This is a genomic window from Pseudomonas sp. B8(2017), assembly GCF_002113575.1.
GTDB classification, from domain to species: Bacteria; Pseudomonadota; Gammaproteobacteria; order Pseudomonadales; family Pseudomonadaceae; genus Aquipseudomonas; species Aquipseudomonas putida_Z.
Genome location: NZ_NEIO01000001.1, coordinates 275903 through 297616, shown reverse-complemented (window position 1 = coordinate 297616; position 21714 = coordinate 275903). Strand labels below are relative to the sequence as shown.

Genomic DNA, 21714 nt, shown 5'->3' with positions numbered 1-21714 from the left:
AGCTCCACTGCCTTCGAATACTGCGCAGTACCTGTGGGAGCTGGCTTGCCGGCGATAGGGCCAGTGCTGGCAACCGGAATATCAGAGTAGAGCCAAAGCCTTCTGCTTCAACCCATTCAAATCAATCACCGCCACCCCGACCACTTTGGCCCGCTCATCCCACTCCCTCATCCGCAAGCTCACCTCGAACAGCGGATCCCGCTCGAACACATCCGCCTCGTCCTCGCTCATCACGCCCCCCTGATACTCCAAGGTCCGCCGGCTCGCTTCACTCAACCGCTGGTAATACCCAGGCTGGCGCAAAGTCAGGTAGCGCTTGGCCTCCACGTGATACTGCACCAGCCGCGCCATGCGTTCGCCGAAGCCACAGCGGCGTAAATACTCGGCGCCGATGCGCTCATGGCTGACCACGCCATAGCCGCCCATGCTGGCGTCACCGCCGCACAGGTGGCCGATGTCGTGGAAGAACGCCGCCAGCACCACTTCGTCGTCGAAGCCTTCGGCCATGGCCAGTTGCGCGGCTTGCGACATGTGTTCGAGCTGGGTGATGGCTTCGCCGATGTAGTCGTCACTGCCGTGGCGTTCGTACAGCGCGAAGGTGCTGTCGATGATCTGGGCTGGGGTGGGCATCACTGTTTATTCCTGGCTGGATTGCAGCAGTGGCTTCTTCGCGGGCATGCCCGCTCCCACAAGGATCGCACACAGCTGAAGGACTGCGCGGTACCTGTGGGAGCGGGCGCGCCCGCGAAGAGGCCGGTGCAGGTTACTGCTGAGCCACCTTCTCCGACTTGCCGTCATAGCGCTTGCGCCACTCGGCCAGGATCTGGTCACGGTTCTTCGAGGCCCAGGCAAAGTCGTTCTTGATCAGGCGCTGTTCATAGTCCGCCGGCAGTTCGGTCTGCGGCTTGGCAATACCCGGGGCAGCCAGCACCGCGAAGTTCTCCTTGTACAGTTCCATGGCCGCCGGGCTTGCCGAGAAATCAGCCAGGCGCTTGGCCGCATCCGCTTTTGGCGAACCTTTGATCACCGCAGTCGCCTCGATCTCCCAGCCCAGGCCTTCCTTAGGCAGCACGATGTCCAGCGGCGCGCCCTGGCGCTTGAGCTGCACGGCCGGGTACTCGAACGAGATACCGATCGGGAATTCACCCGCTGCGGCAAGCTTGCACGGCTTGGAACCGGAATGAACGTACTGGCCGATGTTCTGGTGCAGTGCATCCATGTACGCCCAACCCTGTGGCTCGCCAAAGGTCTGCAGCCAGGCACTGACATCCAGGAAGCCGGTGCCGGACGAGGCCGGGTTCGGCATGACGATCTTGCCCTTGTACTCGGGCTTGGTCAGGTCCTGCCAGCTCACCGGCTTGCTCAGGCCCTGCTTCTCGGCCTCGATGGTATTGAAGCAGATGGTCGCGGCCCACACGTCCATACCGACCCAGGCTGGTGGGTTGGCAGCATCGCGGTAATTGGCGGCAATCTTGCCCAGGTCCTTCGGTGCGTAGGCTTCGAGCATGCCGTTCTGGTCGAGGATGGCCAGGCTGGAAGCAGCCAGGCCCCACACTGCGTCGGCTTGCGGGCGGTCTTTCTCGGCCAGCAGCTTGGCGGTGATGATGCCGGTGGAGTCACGAACCCACTTGATCTCGACGTCCGGGTTGGCCTTCTCGAAGGCCTGCTTGTAGCTCTTCAGCTGTTCGGCTTCCAGGGCGGTGTAGACCGTCAGCTGGGTACCAGCGGCCAAAGCCTGCAGGCTGAACACGGCGGAAACGGCAGCGGCAAGTGCAAGGTGCTTGTACATGGGTAGGTTCCTTACAGGTCAGACGGTCGCGGCGCGTTAACGCCAGGCTTGGGAGCGGCGCAGCAGGCCGCGTGAGGCTGCGGCCAGCAGCAGTGAAGCGCCGGCACTGGTCAGCAGGATCAGGGTGGACATGGCGGCGGCACCACCGACATTGCCGGCGTCATCCATGTTCAGCACGGCGACGGCAGCCAGGATGGTGTCGGGGCTGTACAGGAAGATCGCCGCCGACACGGTGGTCATCGCCGAGACGAACAGGTAGCGGATGATGTCCAGCAGCGCCGGCAGGCAGATCGGCACGGTCACCCGCAGGAAGTGCCTGTACAGCGGCGCCTTCAGCGACAGCGCGGCGGCCTCGAACTCGCCGTCTAGCTGGCGCAGGGCGGTGGTCGCGGTCATCTGCGCGGTGGTCAGGTAGTGGGCGATGGTGCACACCACCAGCAGCCCCATGCCGCCGTAGAACACATGCAGCGGGTTGCCGTTCAGGTTGAAGAAGAATACGTAGCCCAGGCCCAGCACCAGGCCCGGCACGGCCATGGGGATGAAGCTGAGCAGGCGCAGCGCCTGGTTGAGCAGGCGTTGGCCCTGGGTCTTCTCCATCAGGTAGGCTCCGGTGAAGATCACGATGCTGCCGATCAGCGCGGTGCCGATGGCCATGGTCACGCTGTTGCGGTAGGCCAGCCAGCCACCACCGGCGGTGTCCTCGAACATGTAGTGACGCAGCGACAACGACAGGTTGTAGGGCCAGAACGTGACCAGCGACGAATACACCGCCATGCCGATCACCAGCAGCAATGCCGCGCACACCAGCAGCACGATCGCCAGGAAGCAGGCATCACGGCCCCGCGACGGCTTGGGCTCGAACACCTGGGCACGGCCGCTCATGGCCTCGCCCTGGCGCCGGCGTAGCCAGGCATCGACGGTAAAGCTGAACAGCGCCGGCAACAGCAGCACCATGCCGATCAGCGCGCCGCGGCCGAACTGCTGCTGGCCGACCACCGCCTTGTAGGCTTCCAGCGCCAGCACCTGATAGTCACCGCCGACCACGACCGGTACACCGAAGTCGGTGATGGTCAGGGTGAACACCAGGCAGAACGCTGCGAATACTGCCTGGCGCGTGGCCGGCCAGGTGATGCTGGTGAACGCTCGCCAAGGGCCGGCACCCATGCTGGACGCTGCGTCGAACAGGCGTGCATCGGCCAGCGACAATGCCGACAGCAGGATCATCAGGGCATGCGGGAAGGTGTAGATGGCCTCGCCCAGCACAATGCCCCAGAAGCCATAGATGTTGTCGCTGAGCAACCCGCGCAGCAGCCCCTGGTTACCGAACAGGTAGACCAGGGCGATGGCCGGCAGCATTGACGGCGCCAGCAGCGGCAGCAACGAAATCCCCCGCCACAGGCCTTTGCCCGGAATCAGCGTGCGTTGCAGGGCATAGGCGAACAGGTAGGCCAGCGGCACCACGATGGCTGCCACCGTGAAGGCCACCGACAGGCTGTTGCCCAGCAGCCAGTGGAAGTTTTCACTGGCGAACAGTTCGCGGGCCGCCAGCAGGCCGCCACCCTGGCCCGCTTCTGCGCTGAAGCCGCGCCAGAAGATCGCCAGCAGCGGCATCAGCACCGACAGCACCAGAAGGATCAGCAGCAGGCTCTTGCCGCCGACGACAAACAACCGGTCGCCCAGGGCGACGCCAGCACGCGGCGTGGCCTTGGCCTGGCTCAGCGGCAGGGACATTGGCGCGGCCATCTCAGGCAAACACCTGCAGGCTCTGCGGCGGCAGCGCCACCCAGATGTCCTGCGAGCCCAACCGCGGCATGGCCTCGGGGGCCAGCTCCGCCAGCAGTGCATGGCCAGGCAGCGCCTTGAGCTCGAAGCTCATGCGACAGCGGTTACCGAGGAAGGTGATTTCACGGACCATGGCCGGGAACAGGTTTTCTTCGTGCACCGCCGGGTTGACCGTGATCGCCTCCGGGCGGCAGAACAGCCGGCCGCTGCTGGGTCGGGCCGAACCTGGTGCCAGACGCATGTTCATGCCACCGACCTGGGCATGGCTGTCACTGCTGCGCTGGAACGGCAACCAGTTGCCCTGGCCGACGAACTCGGCAACGAACGGCGTGGCCGGCTGGTCGTAGATTTCCTGCGGGGTGGCGTACTGCTCGACCTGGCCGTTGTTCATCACCGCAATCCGGTCGGCCATCAGCATGGCCTCGTCCTGGTTGTGGGTGACCATCAGCGTGGTGATACCCAGCTGGCGCTGCAGCTGGCGCAGTTCGGTGCAAAGGTGCTCGCGCACCCGGGCGTCCAGCGCCGACATCGGCTCGTCCAGCAGCAGCAACGACGGCGACGGTGCCAGCGCGCGGGCCAGTGCCACACGCTGCTGCTGGCCACCGGAAAGCTGACTGGGGTATTTCTTCTCGCTGCCGGCCAGGCCCACCAGTTCGAGCATTTCGGCCACTCGCTGGCAGGCCTGCTCGCGGCCGCTGCCAGTCAGGCCATAGGCGATGTTGGCTTCGACGGTGAGGTTGGGGAACAGCGCGTAGGACTGGAACAGGATGCCGTAGTCACGGGCCTGGGGTGGCAGCTCGGAGATATCGCGCTCGCCGATGTACAACGTACCGCGGTCCTGGCGCTCCAGGCCGGCGATGCAGCGCAGCAGCGTGGTCTTGCCGCAGCCGGACGGCCCGAGCAGGCACACCAGTTCGCCGGCGGCGATGTCCAGCGAGACATCGTTCAGCGCCGTGAAGGCGCCGAAGCGCTTGTAGATGTTGCGCACTTTCATCTGTGCGCCGGGGGTGGTGTGGTTCATGGCAGGGCCTCATCGAAGAGATGGGGGCCATGCTAGGAAGGCTGTGCGAAGGTTCTGTGGCTTTAGGGCAAAAGCGGGTGATAGTGGTATAGGCAGATTTTGTAGTGGCCTTCGCGGGCCCTATCGCCGGCAAGCCAGCTCCCACAGGTACTGCACAGGTTTCAAGGAATGTGGGGTACCTGTGGGAGCTGGCTTGCCGGCGATAGGGCCGGTACAGCCGCTACATGACTATCAGAAGTGCGAACCGGCCACTTCCTGCGCCATCCCAAGGAAGGCCGCCGGCAACCGGGCCTGGCGCCGCTCCTTCAGGCAATACAGGTACTCATGCATCACCGGCGCGTTCTCCAGCGCCAGCACCCGCAACTCAGGGTTGTGCGGCACCTCGTGCCGGGCAATCACGCTGATGCCGATATTGCGCAGCACCGCCTCACGGATAGACTCGCGGCTGCCAATCTCCAGCAACGCCCCGGCCTTCACCCCGGCCTCCTGCATCATCTGCTCGGTCAGCTTGCGTGTGGTCGAGCCCTTCTCGCGCATCAGCAGGCAATGCCCGGCCACCACGTCAATGGACACCGCCTGGCGGTGTGCCAACGGGTGGTTGCGATGCACCGCCACCACCAACGGGTCAGTCCCCAGCACCCGCCGCACCAGCCGCGCGTCTTCCAGCAGTTGCGACGAAGCGGCGATATCCACCCGGTAGTCCTCGAGCATCTCCAGCACCTGCTGCGAGTTGCCGATTTCCACCGCCACTTCCACCTGCGGCAGGCGTTCGCGGTAGATCTTCACCAGGTCGAGAATGTAGTAAGGCGCCGTGGCCGCGATGCGCAGGCTGCCCTGGGCCTGGCCGCTGTTGCGCAGCTCGAACTCGATGTCGGCCTCCTGCTGCAGCAGTGCCTTGACCATCGGCAGCAGGCGCACGCCCTCCTCGCTCAGCACCAGGCGCCGCCCGCCGCGGTAGAACAGCTCCACCGCGTACTGGCTCTCCAGGTTGCGAATCTGCGTGGTCACCGTGGGCTGGCTGAGGCCGAGCTTCTTCGCCGCCAGGGTGATGCTGCCCAGGCGGGCCACCATGTAGAAGGCTTTAAGCTCCGAACTCAGCATGCACGTCCTCTATTTGCGCAACAGGCGCAAGCCGTTGAACACCACCAGCAGGCTCACGCCCATGTCGGCAAACACCGCCATCCACATGGTGGCCATGCCGGCAAAGGTGATCGCCAGGAATATCGCCTTGATGCCCAACGCCAGAACGATGTTCTGCATGAGGATCGCCGCACTTTGGCGCGACAGCCTGACGAAGGCCGGGATTTTCCGCAAGTCGTCGTCCATCAGCGCCACATCGGCGGTCTCGATGGCAGTGTCGGTACCGGCCGCCGCCATGGCAAAACCGATCTCGGCACGAGCCAGCGCCGGGGCGTCGTTGATACCGTCACCGACCATGCCCACCCGATGGCCCTGGGCGTACAGCGTTTCGATGCTCTTGAGCTTGTCGGCAGGCAGCAGGTTGCCCTCGGCACGGTCGATGCCCACCACGGTAGCGATGGCCTGGGCGGTATGCGGATTGTCACCGGTCAGCATGACAGTCTTGATGCCCAGCTCGTGCAGCTCGGCGATGGCCTGGCGACTGCTTTCCTTCACCGTGTCGGCCACCGCGAACAGCGCCAACGGGCCGGAGCGGTCGAGCAGCAGCACCACGGTCTTGCCCTGGCGCTCCAGCGCATCCAGCTGGGCCTCGAGCTCGGGCGAGCACAGGCCCAGCTCCTCGACCAGACGGTGGTTACCCAGGTGGTAAACCTCACCCGCGATGGTACCACGCACGCCGCGCCCGGCCAGGGCGGCGAAGTCATCGACCTCGCTCAAGGCCAGGCCTTGCTCCTTGCCGAACTGGGCAATGGCGCGGGAAACCGGGTGGTCCGAACGCTCGCCCAGGCTGGCGGCCAGGGCTTGCGCGCGGCCTTCGAACAGCGGCTCCAGTACCTTGGCGTCGGTCTGCACCGGCTTGCCGTGGGTGATGGTGCCGGTCTTGTCCAGGGCCAGGAAGTCCAGCTGGCGCCCGCCTTCCAGGTACACGCCACCCTTGATCAGGATGCCCTTGCGCGCGGCGGCAGCCAGGCCGCTGACGATGGTCACCGGGGTCGAGATCACCAGGGCGCATGGGCAGGCCACCACCAGCAGCACCAGGGCGCGATAGACCCAGTCGAACCAGGCACCGGCCATGAACAGCGGCGGTATAACCGCAACAGCCAGGGCAATGGCGAACACTACCGGGGTGTAGATGCGCGAGAAGCGGTCGACGAAACGCTGGGTAGGCGCCCGCGCGCCTTGCGCTTCCTCGACGGCCTTGATGATCCGCGCCAGGGTCGATTGCCCCGCAGCAGCGGTAACGCGGAACTCCAGCGCCCCTGCCTGGTTGATGGTGCCGGCGAACAACTTGTCGCCCACGGCCTTCTCCACAGGCAGGCTTTCGCCGGTGATCGGCGCCTGATCGACACTGGATTGCCCGCTGGTCACCTCACCGTCCAGGCCAATGCGTTCGCCGGGGCGTACCCGCACCAAGGCCCCGATAGCTACCTCCCGCACCTCCACTTCCCGCCACTGGCCATCGGCCTGGCGCACGGTGGCCATGTCCGGGGTGAGCTGCATCAGGCCGCCAATGGCGTTGCGCGCGCGGTCCAGCGAGCGGGCTTCGATCAGCTCGGCGACGGTGAACAGCACCATCACCATGGCCGCTTCCGGCCACTGGCCGATCAGCACCGCGCCAGTCACGGCAATGCTCATCAGCGCGTTGATGTTGAGGTTGCGGTTTTTCAGGGCGATCCAGCCCTTCTTGTAGGTACCCAGGCCACAGCCGAGGATCGCTGCCAGCGCCAGCGCCGCCACCACCCACTCAGGCGCTAGTGCGGCAAAGTGCACGATTTCGGCGGCGATCGCGGCAATACCGGACAGCGCCAGCGGCCACCAGCGGGTCTTGGCCACTTGTGGTGCGCTGGCGGTGCCATCGTCTTCGGCGCCAAGTGGCTCGGCTTTCATGCCCAGGCTGTCGATGGCCTGCTCGATTTCAGCAGTGCTACCCAGGGTGTGGCGCACGCCAAGCACACGGTTGATCAGGTTGAATTCCAGCTGCTCGATACCGGCCAGCTTGCCCAGCTTGTCCTGGATCAGGGTCTGCTCGGTAGGGCAGTCCATGGCCTCGATGCGGAAACGGCTGAACTGGGCGTGGCTGCTGGCCTTTTCGCTCAGCTGGACCAAGGCTGGCGCAGCAGCGCTGCCACAGCAGCTGTGGGCGTGGTGATCGTGCTTGTGTTCGTGGCTGACAGGCTGGTTCATGGGGTCATCCTTAATTTGAGCCTGTTGCCAAGTGAACACCCTGTAGCCACTATAGGGTCAAGCCACTTGCTGGAGAATTTCGTGATGAAGATCGGAGAACTGGCCAAAGCCACCGACTGCGCCGTGGAAACCATCCGCTACTACGAGCGTGAACAGCTGCTGCCGGAGCCGGCGCGCAGCGACGGCAACTACCGGCTGTACACCCAGGCCCACGTCGAGCGGCTGACGTTCATCCGCAACTGCCGCACCCTGGACATGACCCTGGATGAAATCCGCAGCCTGCTACGCCTGCGCGACAGCCCCGATGATTCGTGCGGCAGTGTCAATGCGCTGATCGACGATCATATCGAGCATGTGCAGGCACGGATCGATGGTCTGGTGGCGTTGCAGGAACAGCTGGTGGAGCTGCGGCGGCGCTGCAATGCACAGGGGGCGGAGTGTGCGATCTTGCAGCAACTGGAGACGAACGGGGCGGTGTCGGTGCCGGAAACCGAGCATTCGCATGTGGGGCGAAGCCACGGGCATTGAAAGATCCAAGGGCCCAATCGCCGGCAAGCCGGCTCCCACAGGTTTTGCACAGCCCCAACTGGCAGCGCCGTCCTGTGGGAGCTGGCTTGCCGGCGAAAGGGCTGCAGAGCAGCCCCGGCAATCTAAAAGATCACACCGCCATCGGCGCCGTCATCGGCGCATGGTGCTCATACCCTTCCAGCCAGAAATCGCTCGGCTCGATCTTCTCCAGCCACTCCGGCTCGTACTTCCCCGTGTCGGCAAACGCTGGCACGCGGTCGCTGATCACCAGCTTCGGCGCTTCCAGCGGCTCACGCTTGAGCTGCTCGTTGAGCATGTCCAGGTGGTTCTCATACACATGGGCATCGCCGATGAAGTAGGTGAACCAGCGCGGGGTGTAGCCGGTCAGGCGGCCGAACAGCGACAGCAGCGCCGCGCCTTCGGTGAGGTTGAACGGCGTGCCCAGGCCCAGGTCGTTGGAACGGATGTAGAGGGTCAGGGAAATCTCCCTGGTCTCCACATTCGGGTGGAACTGGTACAGCAGGTGGCACGGCGGCAGGGCCATTTCGTCCAGCTGCGCGCAGTTCCAGCCGTGGAACAGGATACGGCGGCTGCCCGGGTCATCGGCGATGGTGTCCAGGCACTGGCGCACCTGGTCGATGGCCTTGTACAGGATGACGAAGGCGACGCCGTCCTCCTCGTCCTGGGCGATGCGGCGGAAGCCCGCCTTCTCGGCCATTTCGATGGCCGCCGGGTTGCTCAGCGGGATGCGCTTGTAGCCCGGCCACTGGCGCCATTGCACGCCGTAGATCTCGCCCAGGTCGTCATGGCCCTGGCGGAACGGGTTGGCCAGCCACTGTGCGTTCTCGTTGGCGTTCTGGTCCCAGACCTTGCAGCCCAGTTCGCGGAATTCACCGGCGTTCTTCACGCCACGCAGGAAACCGACCATTTCGCCGATCGCCGACTTGAACGCCAGTTTGCGCGTGGTAATGGCCGGGAAGCCCTTCTGCAAGTCGAAACGCAGCATGGCGCCCGGCAGGCTGATGGTGCGGATGCCGGTGCGGTTGCCCTGCAGCGTGCCGTTGTCGATGACGTCGCGGACCAGGTCCAGATACTGTTTCATGGCTTACCTGTAGCAAAAACGGCAGGGGGATCGCCCCTGCCGTGGGATTAATCAGGCGGGTTTCGCCGTAGGCTTGCGATTATAAGCCCACCAGATCAGGCCAAGGCCAGCCAGGATCATCGGTACGCACAGAATCTGACCCATGGTCAGCCAGCCCCAGGCCAGGTAGCCAAGCTGGGCATCCGGTACGCGGACGAATTCGACGATGAAGCGGAAGATGCCGTAGAACAGCGCGAACATGCCGGATACCGCCATGGTCGGCCGCGGCTTGCGCGAGAACGCCCAGAGAATCAGGAACAGCGCCACACCTTCGAGTGCGAACTGGTACAGCTGCGATGGGTGACGCGGCAGCTGCGCCGGGTCGCTGAACGGCGGGAAGACCATCGCCCATGGCACATCGGTGGCCTTGCCCCACAGCTCGGCATTGATGAAGTTGCCGATGCGCCCGGCCCCGAGGCCGATCGGCACCAGCGGCGCGACGAAGTCCATCAGCTCGAAGAACGACTTGTTGTTGCGCTTGCCGAACCACAAGGCCGCCAGCATCACGCCGATGAAACCGCCGTGGAACGACATGCCACCCTTCCACACCTCGAAGATCAGCGTCGGATTGGCCAGGTAGGCGTGCAGGTCGTAGAACAGCACGTAGCCCAGGCGACCACCGACGATCACCCCCATCGACAGCCAGAACACCAGGTCGGAGAGCTTTTCGCGCGTCCAGGTGGGGTCGAAGCGGTTCAGCCGGCGCGAGGCGAGCAGCCAGGCACCGCCGATGCCGACCAGGTACATCAGGCCGTACCAATGGATTTTCAGCGGCCCGATGGCCACGGCCACGGGGTCTATCTGCGGGTAAGGCAGCATGGAACTTCCTCTCGATTCAAATCAAAAAGCTGAGGCCGACACAGAACAGCAGGGCTGCGAACAGGCGTTTCAACAAACGTGGCGACAGCTTGTGCGCCAGGCGCGCGCCGAAGCGGGCGAAAAACATGCTTGTCACGGCAATGCCGAGCAGCGCCGGCAGGTACACGTAACCCAGGCTGTGGGCCGGCAGGTGCTCCTCGTGCCAACCCAGCAGCATGAAACTCAGGGCACTGGCCAAGGCAATCGGCAGGCCACAGGCCGAAGACGTGGCCACTGCCTGCTGCATGGGCAGGCTGCGCCAGGTCAGGAACGGCACGGTCAGCGAACCGCCGCCGATGCCGAAAATGGCCGAAGCCCAGCCGATCACGCCACCTGCACCGATCAGCGCGGGCTTGCCGGGGATGCCGCGACTGGCCTTGGGCTTGAGGTCCAGGGCCATCTGCGCGGCGATGACCAGGGCGAACACACCGATGATCTTTTGCAGCAGTGGCCCCTGGATCAGCGAGGCGGTCTTGGCGCCGACACCGGCCCCGAGGAGGATGCCGAGGGTCATCCAGGCGAAGATCGGCCATTGCACCGCGCCCTTGCGATGGTGCTCGAGCACGGCGTTGATCGAGGTGAAGACGATGGTTGCCAGCGACGTGCCGACAGCCAGGTGGGTCAGCACCGAGGCATCGAAACCTTGCAAGGTGAAGCTGAACACCAGCACCGGCACGATGATGATACCGCCGCCCACGCCGAACAGCCCGGCCAGCACACCGGCGCAGGCGCCCAACAGCAGATAGAGCACGAATTCCATTCGTCTTCCCCGAAAAAACAATGCGGCATGGTAACGGAAGCCGGGCTCGGGGCTCTAGTGAACAGTGTGTCAGGATGGATCCTCCCCGCCGCTGTGGGTACAGTGGCAAAAAACCCAGAGGCCCGACCGATGTGCCTGATCGTATTCGCCTGGCGGCCGGGGCATGCCCTGCCGCTGATCGTGGCGGCCAACCGCGATGAGTTCTATGCCCGCCCCACCCAGGCCCTGGCGGCCTGGGAGGATGCACCCGGGGTATATGCCGGGCGCGACCTGGAGGCCGGCGGCACCTGGCTGGGCGTCGGCCCGCAGGGGCGGTTCGCGGCGCTGACCAATATTCGCGACCCGGCGCAGGTTTTGGGGCCGCGCTCGCGGGGCGAGCTGGTGGCGGCGTATCTGCAGGGGGAGTTGGGGGTCGAGGCCTATCTGGACCAGGTGGCCAGCCGCAGCAGGCAATATTCAGGGTTCAACCTGCTGGTGGGCGATGGGCGGCAGCTGGGCTATCTGCATGCCCGGGACGCAGCGCCGCGCTTGCTGGAGGCCGGGGTTTACGGGCTTTCCAATGCCGGCCTGGATACGCCTTGGCCGAAGCTGGTGAAGGCGCGCAGTGGGCTGGAGGGGCTACTGGAAACGCCGGAGCCACAGCGCTTGCTGGCGTTGCTGGCCGATGCCGAACCGGCGCCGGAGGGCGAGTTGCCGGAGACGGGCGTGGGGCTGGCGACCGAGAAGCTGCTGTCGAGTGTGTTCATTGCCAGCCAGAACTACGGGACGCGGGCGAGCACGGTGCTGATTGTGGATGATCAGGGGAAAAGGCGACTGGTTGAACGCAGTTTCGGGCCCTTTGGTGGGCACTTGGGGGAAGTCGAGCTTTCAGTCTGATCACTGTGCTGGCCTTTGTGGGAGCGGGCGAGCCCGCGAACACCGGCGAAGCCGGTGCCATACACCGAGTCGCCTGCTTCGCGGGCACGCCCGCTCCCACAAGCCCGCTCCCACAAACCCGCGAAGAGGCCGGAACAGGCCACCTCACATTCAGAGGGTTTTATTGGCCCCAGGCCCGATCATCCGCGCCAACCCAAGGTTTTTCAGGGCCAGTTGCAGCGAGCTGTGGATAACCTGCGGGTTGTCATGGCTCAAGGCCTCCACCAGCAGCTCCTTGGCCTTGCTCATATTCACCTGACGCAGCATCCACTTCACCTTCGGCAGGTTGGTGGCGTTCATCGACAGGCTGTCGAAGCCCATGGCCATCAACAGGATCGCCGCTGCCGGGTCACCGGCCATCTCACCGCAGATACTCACCGGCTTGCCTTCGCCATGGGCGTCGCGCACCACCGTGTTCAGCGCCTGCAACACCGCCGGGTGCAGGTAGTCGTACAGGTCGGCGACCCGCGGGTTGTTGCGGTCCACCGCCAGCAGGTACTGGGTCAGGTCGTTGGAACCGACCGACAGGAAGTCCACCTGCCGCGCCAGCTCCTTGGTCTGGTACACCGCCGCAGGAATTTCCACCATCACGCCAACCGGTGGCATCGGCACATCGGTGCCTTCGTCACGCACCTCGCCCCAGGCGCGGTGGATCAGGTGCAGCGCCTCTTCCAGCTCGTGGATGCCGGAAATCATCGGCAGCAGGATACGCAGGTTGTTCAGCCCCTCGCTGGCCTTGAGCATGGCGCGGGTCTGCACCAGGAAGATTTCCGGGTGGTCGAGGGTGACGCGAATGCCGCGCCAGCCGAGGAACGGGTTTTCTTCCTTGATCGGGAAGTACGACAGCGACTTGTCGCCACCGATGTCGAGGGTACGCATGGTCACCGGCAGCGGGTGGAAGGCCGCCAGCTGCTCGCGGTAGATGGCCAGCTGCTCTTTCTCGCTGGGGAAGCGCTGGTTGATCATGAACGGCACTTCGGTGCGGTACAGCCCCACCCCTTCGGCGCCACGCTGCTGGGCACGGGCCACGTCGGCGAGCAGGCCGGTGTTGACCCACAGCGGCATGCGGTGGCCGTCCGGGGTAATGCACGGCAGCTCGCGCAGGGCATCCAGGCCCTGGGCCAGCTGGCGCTCCTCCTCGACCACGTCGCTGTACTGCTTGCGCAGCACTTCGCTGGGGTTGGTGAACACCTCGCCCTTGTAGCCGTCGACGATCATCTCGATGCCGTCGACCTTGGAATAAGGCAAGTCGACCAGGCCCATCACCGTGGGGATACCCATGGCGCGAGCCAGGATGGCGACGTGGGAGTTGCCCGAGCCCAGTACCGAGACCAGGCCGACCAGCTTGCCTTCCGGCACTTCACCGAGCATCGCCGGGGTCAGCTCTTCACTGACCAGGATGGTGTTGTCGGCATACACCAGCGACTGCGCGCGGGCTTCCTGCAGGTAGGCCAGCAGGCGCCGGCCCAGGTCCTTGACGTCGGAGGCGCGCTCGCGCAGGTAGTCATCGTCCATCAGCTCGAAGCGGTTGACGTGCTCGCCCACCACCTGGCGCAGTGCGCCCTGGGCCCACTGGCCGGTCTTGATGACTTCGGTCACCTCACCGCCCAGGGCCGCGTCTTCGAGCATCATCAGGTACACATCGAACAGTGCACGCTCCTCCGGGCGCAGCTGGGTGGCCAGCTTGGCCGACAGCTTGCGCATATCGTCGCGCACACCTTCGAGGGCGTTCTGGAACAGCTTCAGCTCGGCGTCGATGTCATCGACGGTCTTGTCCGGTACCACTTCCAGATCGGCTGGCGGCAGCATCACCACTGCGCGCCCCACGGCGGCGCCAGGCGAGCCCGGTACGCCGACGAAGCGCGCTTCCTGGATACCCTTGCCCTGGCGGCCCAGGCCACGGATCGAGCCAGTAGCCTCGGCGTGGGCGATAACCCCTGCGAGCTGGGCGCTCATAGTGACAAGGAAGGCTTCTTCGCCCTCGTCGAACTGGCGGCGCTCCTTTTGCTGGATGACCAATACCCCGACCACCCGGCGGTGGTGGATGATCGGCGCACCGAGGAAGGAGGCGAATTTTTCCTCGCCGGTTTCGGCAAAGTAGCGGTAACGCGGGTGGTCGGCAGCGTTTTCCAGGTTCAGCGGCTCTTCCCGGGTACCGACCAGGCCGACCAGGCCTTCGTTGGGGGCCATGCTGACCTTGCCGATGGAGCGCTTGTTCAGGCCTTCGGTGGCCATCAGCACGAAGCGGTTGGTTTCCGGGTCGAGCAGGTAGACCGAGCAGACCTGGCTGCCCATGGCCTCCTTGACACGCAAGACAATGATCCCCAACGCCGACTTGAGATCTTTGGCGGAGTTTACTTCCTGGACGATCTTGCGCAGCGTATTGAGCATGGCTCGGGGTCGAACTCCGTCGTCAGTCGCGCGTCAGCAGACGCGGTGCTAGCTCTTTCAGGGCGCGTCGGTAGACCTCGCGCTTGAATGTCACAACCTGGCCCAGCGGGTACCAATAGCTGACCCAGCGCCAGCCGTCGAATTCCGGCTTGCCGGTCAGGTCCATCCGCACCCGTTGTTCGTTGCTGACCAGACGCAGCAGGAACCATTTCTGCTTCTGGCCGATGCACAGCGGCTGGCTATGCGTACGCACCAGTCGCTGGGGTAAACGATAACGCAACCAGCCACGGGTGCAGGCAAGAATTTCCACATCATCGCGTTCAAGGCCAACTTCTTCGTTCAGCTCGCGGTACAGGGCATCTTCCGGCGTCTCGTCAGGGTTGATGCCACCCTGGGGAAACTGCCAGGCATCCTGGTTGATCCGTCGAGCCCATAGCACCTGCCCGGCATCATTCGTGAGAATGATCCCGACATTGGGGCGAAAACCATCCGGGTCGATCACGGCAGCAACCTCGCAAACGCATGTCACCGCATTGTTCCACAAAGCTTGCGAGCGCAGCAACGCGCCCGCCAAGCTTATGTGCAGCAGCGTGAAAACTCCGTATTCTGCGGGCCTACCCTGTGGCTTATGCGAGTGACCGCGATGCGCCTGGCTTTATTCGACCTGGACAATACCCTCCTCGGTGGCGACAGCGACCATGCCTGGGGTGACTACCTTTGCCAGCGCGGCATCCTCGACCCGGTTACCTACAAGCAACGCAACGATGGCTTCTATCAGGAATACCTGAACGGCACCCTGGACCTGCAGGCCTACCTGGCCTTTTCCATGGAAATCCTTGCGGCAACACCGGTAGCCCAGCTCGACGAATGGCACCGCGACTTCATGCGCGCTTGCATCGAGCCGATCATCCTGCCCAAGGCGCTGAGCTTGCTGCAGCAGCACCGCGAGGCCGGCGACCAGCTGGTGATCATCACCGCCACCAACCGCTTCGTCACCGCACCGATTGCCCGGCGCCTGGGGGTTCGCGTGTTGCTGGCGACCGAATGCGAGATGCGTGATGGCCGCTATACCGGGCGTAGTACCGATATACCGTGTTTCCGTGAAGGCAAGGTGACGCGGCTGGAGCGCTGGATGCTGGAAAACGGCTTCGATCTTGAGGACAGCTATTTCTATAGCGACTCGATGAACGATTTGCCGTTGTTGCAGCGAGTGACGCATGCGGTGGCGGTGGACCCCGACCCGAAGCTGAGGGCGGAGGCCGAGATGCGTGGGTGGCCGGTGGTTTCGCTCAGGGCTTGAGATTGCTGGGGCCGCTTTGCGGCCCATCGCCGGCAAGCCAGCTCCCACAGGTACAGTGCAAGCCCGCTTTTGTGGGAGCTGGCTTGCCGGCGATGGGCTGCAGAGCAGCCCCAAACTCCATCAGACCGGCTTGGCACCCATCAGCCCGGCGATGGACAGGAAGCAAACCCCACTGAACACCGCCAGTGCCAGGGTAAAGCGCAACCCCACCACCTCGGCCTTGCGCAGCCGGTTCAACCGCACCAGCAGCCACCACACGGCAAACGCGCCCAGCGTATAGATGACGCTGGACGCCAGCACCCAGGTCTGCCCCAGCGGCCAGCCCACCAGGTGCACCAGCCACCAGCCGGTGAACGGCATGCTCACCAGGCACAGGCCCATCACCAGCCAGACGAACACCAGCGGCCGACGCAGCAGCTTGGCGTAGGCCTCGGCATCGCCCTGGCGGCGGGCGCGCACGGTCCAGAGCGCCAGGCCCAGAGCACCCAGCAGCAGGAGCGCGGTGGCGAGGATGTGCAGGGTTTTGAGGGTGGTCAGGTGTTCCATGTCTCGGTTGTCCTTAAGCAGGCCATTTTGTGCAGGCTTCTTCGCGGGCTTGCCCGCTCCCACAGGGATATCACAGGCCCTGAAGCCTGCGCAGTACCTGTGGGAGCGGGCAAGCCCGCGAAAGGGCCATCAGCCCCAGCTTAGCCGCTCAGCCCAGGAACAGCTTGTAAGCCGGGTTGTCAGTCTCGTCCCAGTACGGGTAGCCGATCTTCGCCAGCGCCGCCGGCACCAGGTGGCGCTCGTCCTCCGGCACCTGCAACCCCGCCACCACGCGCCCGTCAGCGGCACCATGGTTGCGGTAATGGAACATCGAGATGTTCCAGCGCCCGCCCAGCTTGTTGAGGAAGTTGAACAGCGCCCCCGGCCGCTCGGGGAACTCGAAGCGCAGCACCATCTCGTCACTGGCACCGGCCGAATGGCCACCGACCATGTGGCGAATATGCAGCTTGGCCAGCTCGTTGTCGGTCAGGTCGGTAACCGGGAAGCCCTGCTCGGTCAGTTGCTGTACCAGCGCCGCACGCGGGTCGTTTTCCGGGTGGGTCTGCACGCCGACGAAGATATGCGCCTCGTCGGAGGTGTGCTTGCGGTAGTTGAACTCGGTGATCTGGCGCTTGCCGATAGCCTCGCAGAAGGCCTTGAAGCTGCCCGGGCGCTCAGGGATGGTCACGGCGATGATCGCTTCGCGCTTTTCACCCAGCTCGGCACGCTCGGCCACATGGCGCAGGCGGTCGAAGTTGACGTTGGCACCGGAGTCGATGGCCACCAGGGTCTGCCCGGTCACGCCGTACAGCTCGACGTACTTCTTGATGCCCGCCACGCCCAGGGCACCGGCAGGTTCGGTGATCGAGCGGGTATCATCGTAGATATCCTTGATAGCCGCGCAGATCTCGTCGGTACTGACGGTGACCACTTCATCCACATGATGGCGGCAGATATCGAAGGTGTGCTGGCCGATCTGCGCCACCGCCACACCGTCGGCGAACAGCCCGACCTGCGGCAGCACCACGCGCTCGCCGGCCGCCATGGCCGCCTGCAGGCAGTTGGAGTCGTCCGGCTCGACGCCAATCACCTTGATTTCCGGGCGCAGGTACTTCACGTAGGCAGCAATGCCGGCGATCAGGCCACCGCCACCCACCGGCACGAAGATCGCGTCCAGCTGGCCTGGGTGCTGGCGCAGGATCTCCATGGCCACGGTGCCCTGCCCGGCGATGGTGTGCGGGTCGTCGTAGGGGTGCACGTAGACGAAGCCCTTTTCATCGACCAGTTTCAGCGAATAGGCCAGCGCCTCGGGGAACGAGTCGCCATGCAGCACCACCTTGCCGCCCCGCGAACGCACGCCTTCGACCTTGATTTCCGGGGTGGTCTTGGGCATCACGATAGTGGCCTTGATGCCCATCTCGCGCGCAGCCAGGGCCAGGCCCTGGGCGTGGTTGCCGGCCGAGGCGGTGACCACGCCACGGGCCAGTTCTTCCGGGGTCAGTTGGGCCAGCTTGTTGTAGGCCCCGCGGATCTTGAACGAGAACACCGGCTGCAGGTCTTCGCGCTTGAGCAGAATCTGGTTGCCCAGGCGCTTGCTCAGCTGCCCGGCGCTCTGCAGCGGGGTTTCGACCGCAACGTCGTAGACGCGCGAGGTGAGGATCTTCTTGACGTACTGTTCGAGCATCGGGAATGCATCACTGGGCCGCGGGACAAGGGCTGGGAGTCTACCCCAGCGCTACGTCGGGCGACCACAGCAAAGCCGCCCGAGCCGTTATACTAGGCTCTTTTCAAAACCGCCCTGCCCCTCTCGGAGCCCGCATGACCCAGGACCAACTCAAACAGGCCGTCGCCCAGGCCGCTGTCGACTTCATTCTGCCCAAGCTGGATGAAAAGAGCGTCGTCGGCGTCGGCACCGGTTCGACCGCCAACTTCTTCATCGACGCCCTGGCTCAGCACAAGACCGCCTTCGACGGCGCGGTCGCCAGCTCCGAAGCCACTGCCCAGCGTCTGAAGGGCCATGGCATCCCGGTCTACGAGCTGAACAGCGTCAGCGAGCTGGAGTTCTACGTGGACGGCGCCGACGAGAGCGACGCGCACCTGAACCTGATCAAGGGCGGCGGCGCAGCCCTGACCCGCGAGAAGATCGTCGCCGCCGTGGCCAAGACCTTCATCTGCATCGCCGACGCCAGCAAGCTGGTACCGGTGCTGGGCGCCTTCCCGCTGCCGGTCGAAGTGATCCCGATGGCCCGCAGCCACGTGGCGCGCCAGCTGGTCAAGCTGGGTGGTGACCCGGTGTACCGTGAGGGCGTGGTTACCGACAACGGCAACGTGATCCTCGATGTGCACAATCTGCAGATCACCAACCCGGTGGAGCTGGAAGCACAGATCAACGCCATTGTTGGTGTGGTGACCAACGGCCTGTTCGCGGCGCGTCCGGCGGATTTGCTGCTGCTGGGTACCTCTGAGGGCGTGAAGAGCCTCAAGGCCGAGTAACCTTCTTCGCGGGCGCGCCCGCTCCCACAGGTATTGCACAGGGTCCGAAACCTGTGGCGTACCTGTGGGAGCGGGCATGCCCGCGAATAGGTCCTCACAGGCACTCACTCCGCTGGCTGTTTGAACACATAGAACAGGTTCGGCTCACTGACCAGATAGATGGTCCCTGCCTCATCCATCGCAATCCCCTCCGCCTGCGGCACCGTCGCCTGCAACCCCTGGAACCCCTTGCGCAACGACAAGGTACTCAGCGGCCGGCCCTCCACATCCAGCTCCAGCACCAGCCGCGACTCGTCCGACAGCGCCAGCAGGTGCCCGCTGCGCTCATCGAACTGCAAGCTCGACAGGTCCCGCACGAACAGCCGCGAATCGCGCTTGCGGTCCTGCACCACATGCACCGCATAGGGCTGCTCAGGATTGTCGTGCGGGAAGCCATGCACCTCGTAGATCAGCATCGGGTCACGCTCCTTGGCCACGAACAGGCGCTTGCCCGCCGAATCGTAAGCCAGCCCCTCGAAACCCTTGTTGCCGTTCAGGCCAATGCCCAGGGTCAGCTGCTCGGCATCGCCGGCATCGAGGAACATCGTGTCGTCCTCCAGGCGCACGCGAATCAGCCGCTGCTGACGCTCGTCGGTGATCACATAGCTGTTGGGCCCGACGTACTCCACGGCTTCCGGGTCGCCGAAGCCGGTCAGCGGCACCCGGCGCAGGATGCGGCCGTCCAGCGACAGCTCGATCAGCTCCGAGCGGGCATTGGTGACGGTAAACAGGGTCTTGCGGTCGGGGTCGTAGGTCAGCGCCGATATGTCGTCATCCAGCCCTTCGACCGGCTGCGCCTCCACCACCACCCGGTAGCGGTCCAGGCCGATGCTCTGCTCGGCGGGCTGCCACCAGGCCTTGAGGTTGAACCAGCCACGCTCGAACAGGCGGAACTCCTGCCCGGCCAAGCCGAGCAGGAGCAGGCCGATGGCGGCCAATACAAGGAACAGGCGAACAAAACGGCGCATGAGGGCAGACTCGACATAGGGGTGGCGAATCTAACCATGAACAACTGAAGTAAAGCTTAATGCCAGCATCCGAAAAGTCGGATGTTGGGCTCAGTTCTTTCTGAAGCGATAGAACAGGGCCGGCTCGCTGACCATGTACAGGTTGCCCTTGTCGTCCATGGCCACCCCTTCGGCACGCGGAATGGTGTCCTGCAGGCCGTTGAAACCGCCGAGCAAGGTCATGAAGCTGACCTGCTGACCCTGCTCGTCCAGTTCCAGCAGCATGTTGGAATCAGCCGACAGCGCCAGCAGGTGGCCAGTACGCGGGTCGACGCCCAGTGCCGAGAGGTTGCGCAGGTCCAGTTCATCGTTGGGCAACGGCTGCTTTTCGCCCGTGAGCGGGCTGCGGCCATCGGTGTTCCAGGTGTACAGCCTTGGCGGGCGCTCCTCGCCGATGACCAGGCGCTGGCGCAGCGGGTCCCAGGCCACCGCCTCGAAGCCCTTGTTGCTCTTCACCGACTGGCCCAGGTCGTGGCTCTGGAAATCATCATGGTTCAACGAGGTGGTCTGCGCATCCACCTTGACCACGGTCAGGTCGTGCAGGCGCTCATCGGTGATTGCCAGGAAGCCGTCTTCCAACACGGCGACGCCTTCCGGGTTGTTCCAGCCGTTGAGGGGGATCTTGCGCAGTACATCGCCATCCAGGCTCAGTTCGACCAGGATCGGGTTCTTGCCCATGACTGCGAACAGGGTGCGGGTACGCGGGTTGAAGGCCACATCCGAAGCTTCATCGTCGTCCATGCCCGGCAGCGGCTTGGCATCGATGTCGACCTGGTAGTCCGGCAGCCATACGCTTTCGCTGCGCTCGGCGGTGCTTTCGAAGCTTTCCTTGACCCACAGCGCGCCGCGGTCATCCCAGTGCATGGCCACAGCCACGCCATAGCCGATTACCGCCGCCGCGGCCAGGCCGAAGGGCCAGCGCAGGAAGAAACGACGCTTGGGGGTTGCCGGGGCGCTGGAGGGAGATGGCATGCGGGGGTCCTGGGGAAATGGGCGTAGGTTCGCGCATTATCCGGATCAGGTGTGAAAAATCGGTAAACAGGACCGGCCTCTTCGCGGGTGAACCCGCTCCCACAGGGTTCTCCACAGGTTTGAAGCTTGTGATACTCCTGTGGGAGCGGGTTTACCCGCGAAGTAGGCGACGCTGTTTCGAGTCAGAGCACCCGGCTTTCGAAGCGGCTCACACCCGGCAGCTCCAGCACCAGTTCGTCACCGACATTGAACGGCCCCACGCCCGCCGGGGTGCCGGTGAGGATCACATCCCCCGCCTGCAGCGAGAAATGTGCCGCCATGTACTGAATCATCGGCACGATCGGGTTGAGCATCATCGCGCTGTTACCGTCCTGGCGAACTTCGCCGTTGACGGTCAGGCGCACCGGGATGTCGGTCACATCCTCGAAGCTGGCGGCTGACACGAACGGCGGCAGTACGCAGGCGCCGTCGAAGCACTTGGCCAACTCCCATGGCAGGCCCTTCTCTTTCAGCTTGGCCTGCACATCGCGCAGGGTCAGGTCCAGCGCCGGAGCGTAACCGGAAATGGCGTCCAGCACCTCTTCCTCGCTCGGATGAGTCGACAGCGGCTTGCCCAGCAGCACGGCAATTTCCGCCTCATAGTGCACCGAGCCACGCTCGACCGGAATCTTGAAGCCGCCCTCGGCCGGCACCACGCAGCTGCCCGGCTTGATGAACAGCAGCGGTTCGGTGGGGATCGGGTTGTCCAGCTCCTTGGCATGCTCGGCATAGTTACGGCCGATGCACACCACCTTGCCCAGCGGGAAGTGAATGCGTGTGCCGTCTACGTACTGGTGCTGGTAACTCATGGCCGACTCCTCTGGATACTG

The 21714-nt window shown here is 64.5% G+C and carries 20 protein-coding genes; 4 read left to right on the top strand and 16 right to left on the bottom strand.

All coding sequences use genetic code 11. The features are described 5' to 3' along the window. Positions 1-81: 81 nt before the first annotated feature. The 6 genes from CAG22_RS01425 to CAG22_RS01400 form a co-directional block, all read right to left on the bottom strand. Positions 82-630, bottom strand: coding sequence for a phosphonate degradation HD-domain oxygenase (locus CAG22_RS01425; RefSeq protein ID WP_085592465.1), 549 nt, complete (start codon positions 628-630; stop codon positions 82-84). 133 nt (positions 631-763) lie between these two features. Continuing rightward, complete coding sequence (locus CAG22_RS01420; protein WP_085704120.1) at positions 764-1789, bottom strand: putative 2-aminoethylphosphonate ABC transporter substrate-binding protein; 1026 nt, start codon at positions 1787-1789, stop codon at positions 764-766. A gap of 36 nt (positions 1790-1825) precedes the next feature. Then, entirely contained in the window at positions 1826-3532 is a 1707-nt protein-coding gene (locus tag CAG22_RS01415; RefSeq protein ID WP_085704117.1) for a putative 2-aminoethylphosphonate ABC transporter permease subunit, read from the bottom strand. Between the two features lies 1 nt (position 3533). After that, entirely contained in the window at positions 3534-4592 is a 1059-nt protein-coding gene (locus tag CAG22_RS01410) for a putative 2-aminoethylphosphonate ABC transporter ATP-binding protein (protein ID WP_085704114.1), read from the bottom strand. A 231-nt stretch (positions 4593-4823) separates the two neighbouring features. After that, a complete protein-coding gene (locus CAG22_RS01405; RefSeq protein WP_085592457.1) occupies positions 4824-5693 on the bottom strand; it encodes a LysR family transcriptional regulator in 870 nt (289 codons plus the stop codon). A 9-nt stretch (positions 5694-5702) separates the two neighbouring features. After that, on the bottom strand, positions 5703-7916 hold the full coding sequence (locus tag CAG22_RS01400) for a heavy metal translocating P-type ATPase (protein WP_085704111.1): 2214 nt from the start codon (positions 7914-7916) through the stop codon (positions 5703-5705). A gap of 84 nt (positions 7917-8000) precedes the next feature. On the opposite strand from CAG22_RS01400, the gene cadR reads away from it, so the two are divergent. Beyond that, positions 8001-8444: a cadmium resistance transcriptional regulator CadR gene (gene cadR / locus CAG22_RS01395; RefSeq protein WP_085691448.1), complete on the top strand. Its 444-nt coding sequence runs from the start codon at positions 8001-8003 to the stop codon at positions 8442-8444. Positions 8445-8574: 130 nt separating this feature from the next. Here cadR and CAG22_RS01390 read toward each other — a convergent pair whose 3' ends face one another. The 3 genes from CAG22_RS01390 to CAG22_RS01380 are packed head-to-tail and all read right to left on the bottom strand — an operon-like array spanning position 8575 to position 11203. After that, the gene (locus CAG22_RS01390) at positions 8575-9546 is read right to left on the bottom strand and encodes a thymidylate synthase (RefSeq protein WP_085704108.1); all 972 of its coding nucleotides are present in this window, start codon (positions 9544-9546) and stop codon (positions 8575-8577) included. A gap of 51 nt (positions 9547-9597) precedes the next feature. After that, positions 9598-10404, bottom strand: coding sequence for a prolipoprotein diacylglyceryl transferase (gene lgt, locus CAG22_RS01385; protein ID WP_013974665.1), 807 nt, complete (start codon positions 10402-10404; stop codon positions 9598-9600). Between the two features lie 16 nt (positions 10405-10420). Continuing rightward, a complete protein-coding gene (locus tag CAG22_RS01380; RefSeq protein ID WP_024087873.1) occupies positions 10421-11203 on the bottom strand; it encodes a sulfite exporter TauE/SafE family protein in 783 nt (260 codons plus the stop codon). A 129-nt stretch (positions 11204-11332) separates the two neighbouring features. On the opposite strand from CAG22_RS01380, the gene CAG22_RS01375 reads away from it, so the two are divergent. Then, positions 11333-12079 (top strand): NRDE family protein, encoded by a 747-nt coding sequence (locus CAG22_RS01375; RefSeq protein ID WP_085704105.1) that lies wholly within the window; start codon positions 11333-11335, stop codon positions 12077-12079. 150 nt (positions 12080-12229) lie between these two features. Here CAG22_RS01375 and ptsP read toward each other — a convergent pair whose 3' ends face one another. Both ptsP and CAG22_RS01360 read right to left on the bottom strand, forming a co-directional pair. Beyond that, positions 12230-14509, bottom strand: a complete 2280-nt coding sequence (gene ptsP, locus CAG22_RS01365) for a phosphoenolpyruvate--protein phosphotransferase (protein ID WP_085691450.1) — start codon at positions 14507-14509, stop codon at positions 12230-12232. 22 nt (positions 14510-14531) lie between these two features. Then, a complete protein-coding gene (locus CAG22_RS01360; protein WP_003249017.1) occupies positions 14532-15011 on the bottom strand; it encodes an RNA pyrophosphohydrolase in 480 nt (159 codons plus the stop codon). Between the two features lie 141 nt (positions 15012-15152). Here CAG22_RS01360 and CAG22_RS01355 point away from each other — a divergent pair, with 141 nt between their 5' ends. Further along, complete coding sequence (locus CAG22_RS01355; protein ID WP_085592451.1) at positions 15153-15809, top strand: HAD family phosphatase; 657 nt, start codon at positions 15153-15155, stop codon at positions 15807-15809. Positions 15810-15929: 120 nt separating this feature from the next. Here CAG22_RS01355 and CAG22_RS01350 read toward each other — a convergent pair whose 3' ends face one another. Further along, complete coding sequence (locus tag CAG22_RS01350; protein WP_085592449.1) at positions 15930-16355, bottom strand: DUF2269 domain-containing protein; 426 nt, start codon at positions 16353-16355, stop codon at positions 15930-15932. Positions 16356-16503: 148 nt separating this feature from the next. Further along, positions 16504-18018 (bottom strand): threonine ammonia-lyase, biosynthetic, encoded by a 1515-nt coding sequence (ilvA, locus tag CAG22_RS01345; protein WP_013974671.1) that lies wholly within the window; start codon positions 18016-18018, stop codon positions 16504-16506. Positions 18019-18152: 134 nt separating this feature from the next. Here ilvA and rpiA point away from each other — a divergent pair, with 134 nt between their 5' ends. Continuing rightward, entirely contained in the window at positions 18153-18827 is a 675-nt protein-coding gene (gene rpiA, locus CAG22_RS01340; RefSeq protein WP_013974672.1) for a ribose-5-phosphate isomerase RpiA, read from the top strand. Positions 18828-18931: 104 nt separating this feature from the next. Here the strand turns inward: rpiA and CAG22_RS01335 are convergent, their stop codons facing one another. The 3 genes from CAG22_RS01335 to CAG22_RS01325 form a co-directional block, all read right to left on the bottom strand. Further along, complete coding sequence (locus tag CAG22_RS01335) at positions 18932-19834, bottom strand: SdiA-regulated domain-containing protein (RefSeq protein WP_085664327.1); 903 nt, start codon at positions 19832-19834, stop codon at positions 18932-18934. Positions 19835-19924: 90 nt separating this feature from the next. Continuing rightward, on the bottom strand, positions 19925-20845 hold the full coding sequence (locus CAG22_RS01330; RefSeq protein ID WP_085614576.1) for an SdiA-regulated domain-containing protein: 921 nt from the start codon (positions 20843-20845) through the stop codon (positions 19925-19927). A gap of 182 nt (positions 20846-21027) precedes the next feature. Then, entirely contained in the window at positions 21028-21693 is a 666-nt protein-coding gene (locus CAG22_RS01325; RefSeq protein WP_019472496.1) for a fumarylacetoacetate hydrolase family protein, read from the bottom strand. Positions 21694-21714: the final 21 nt, after the last annotated feature.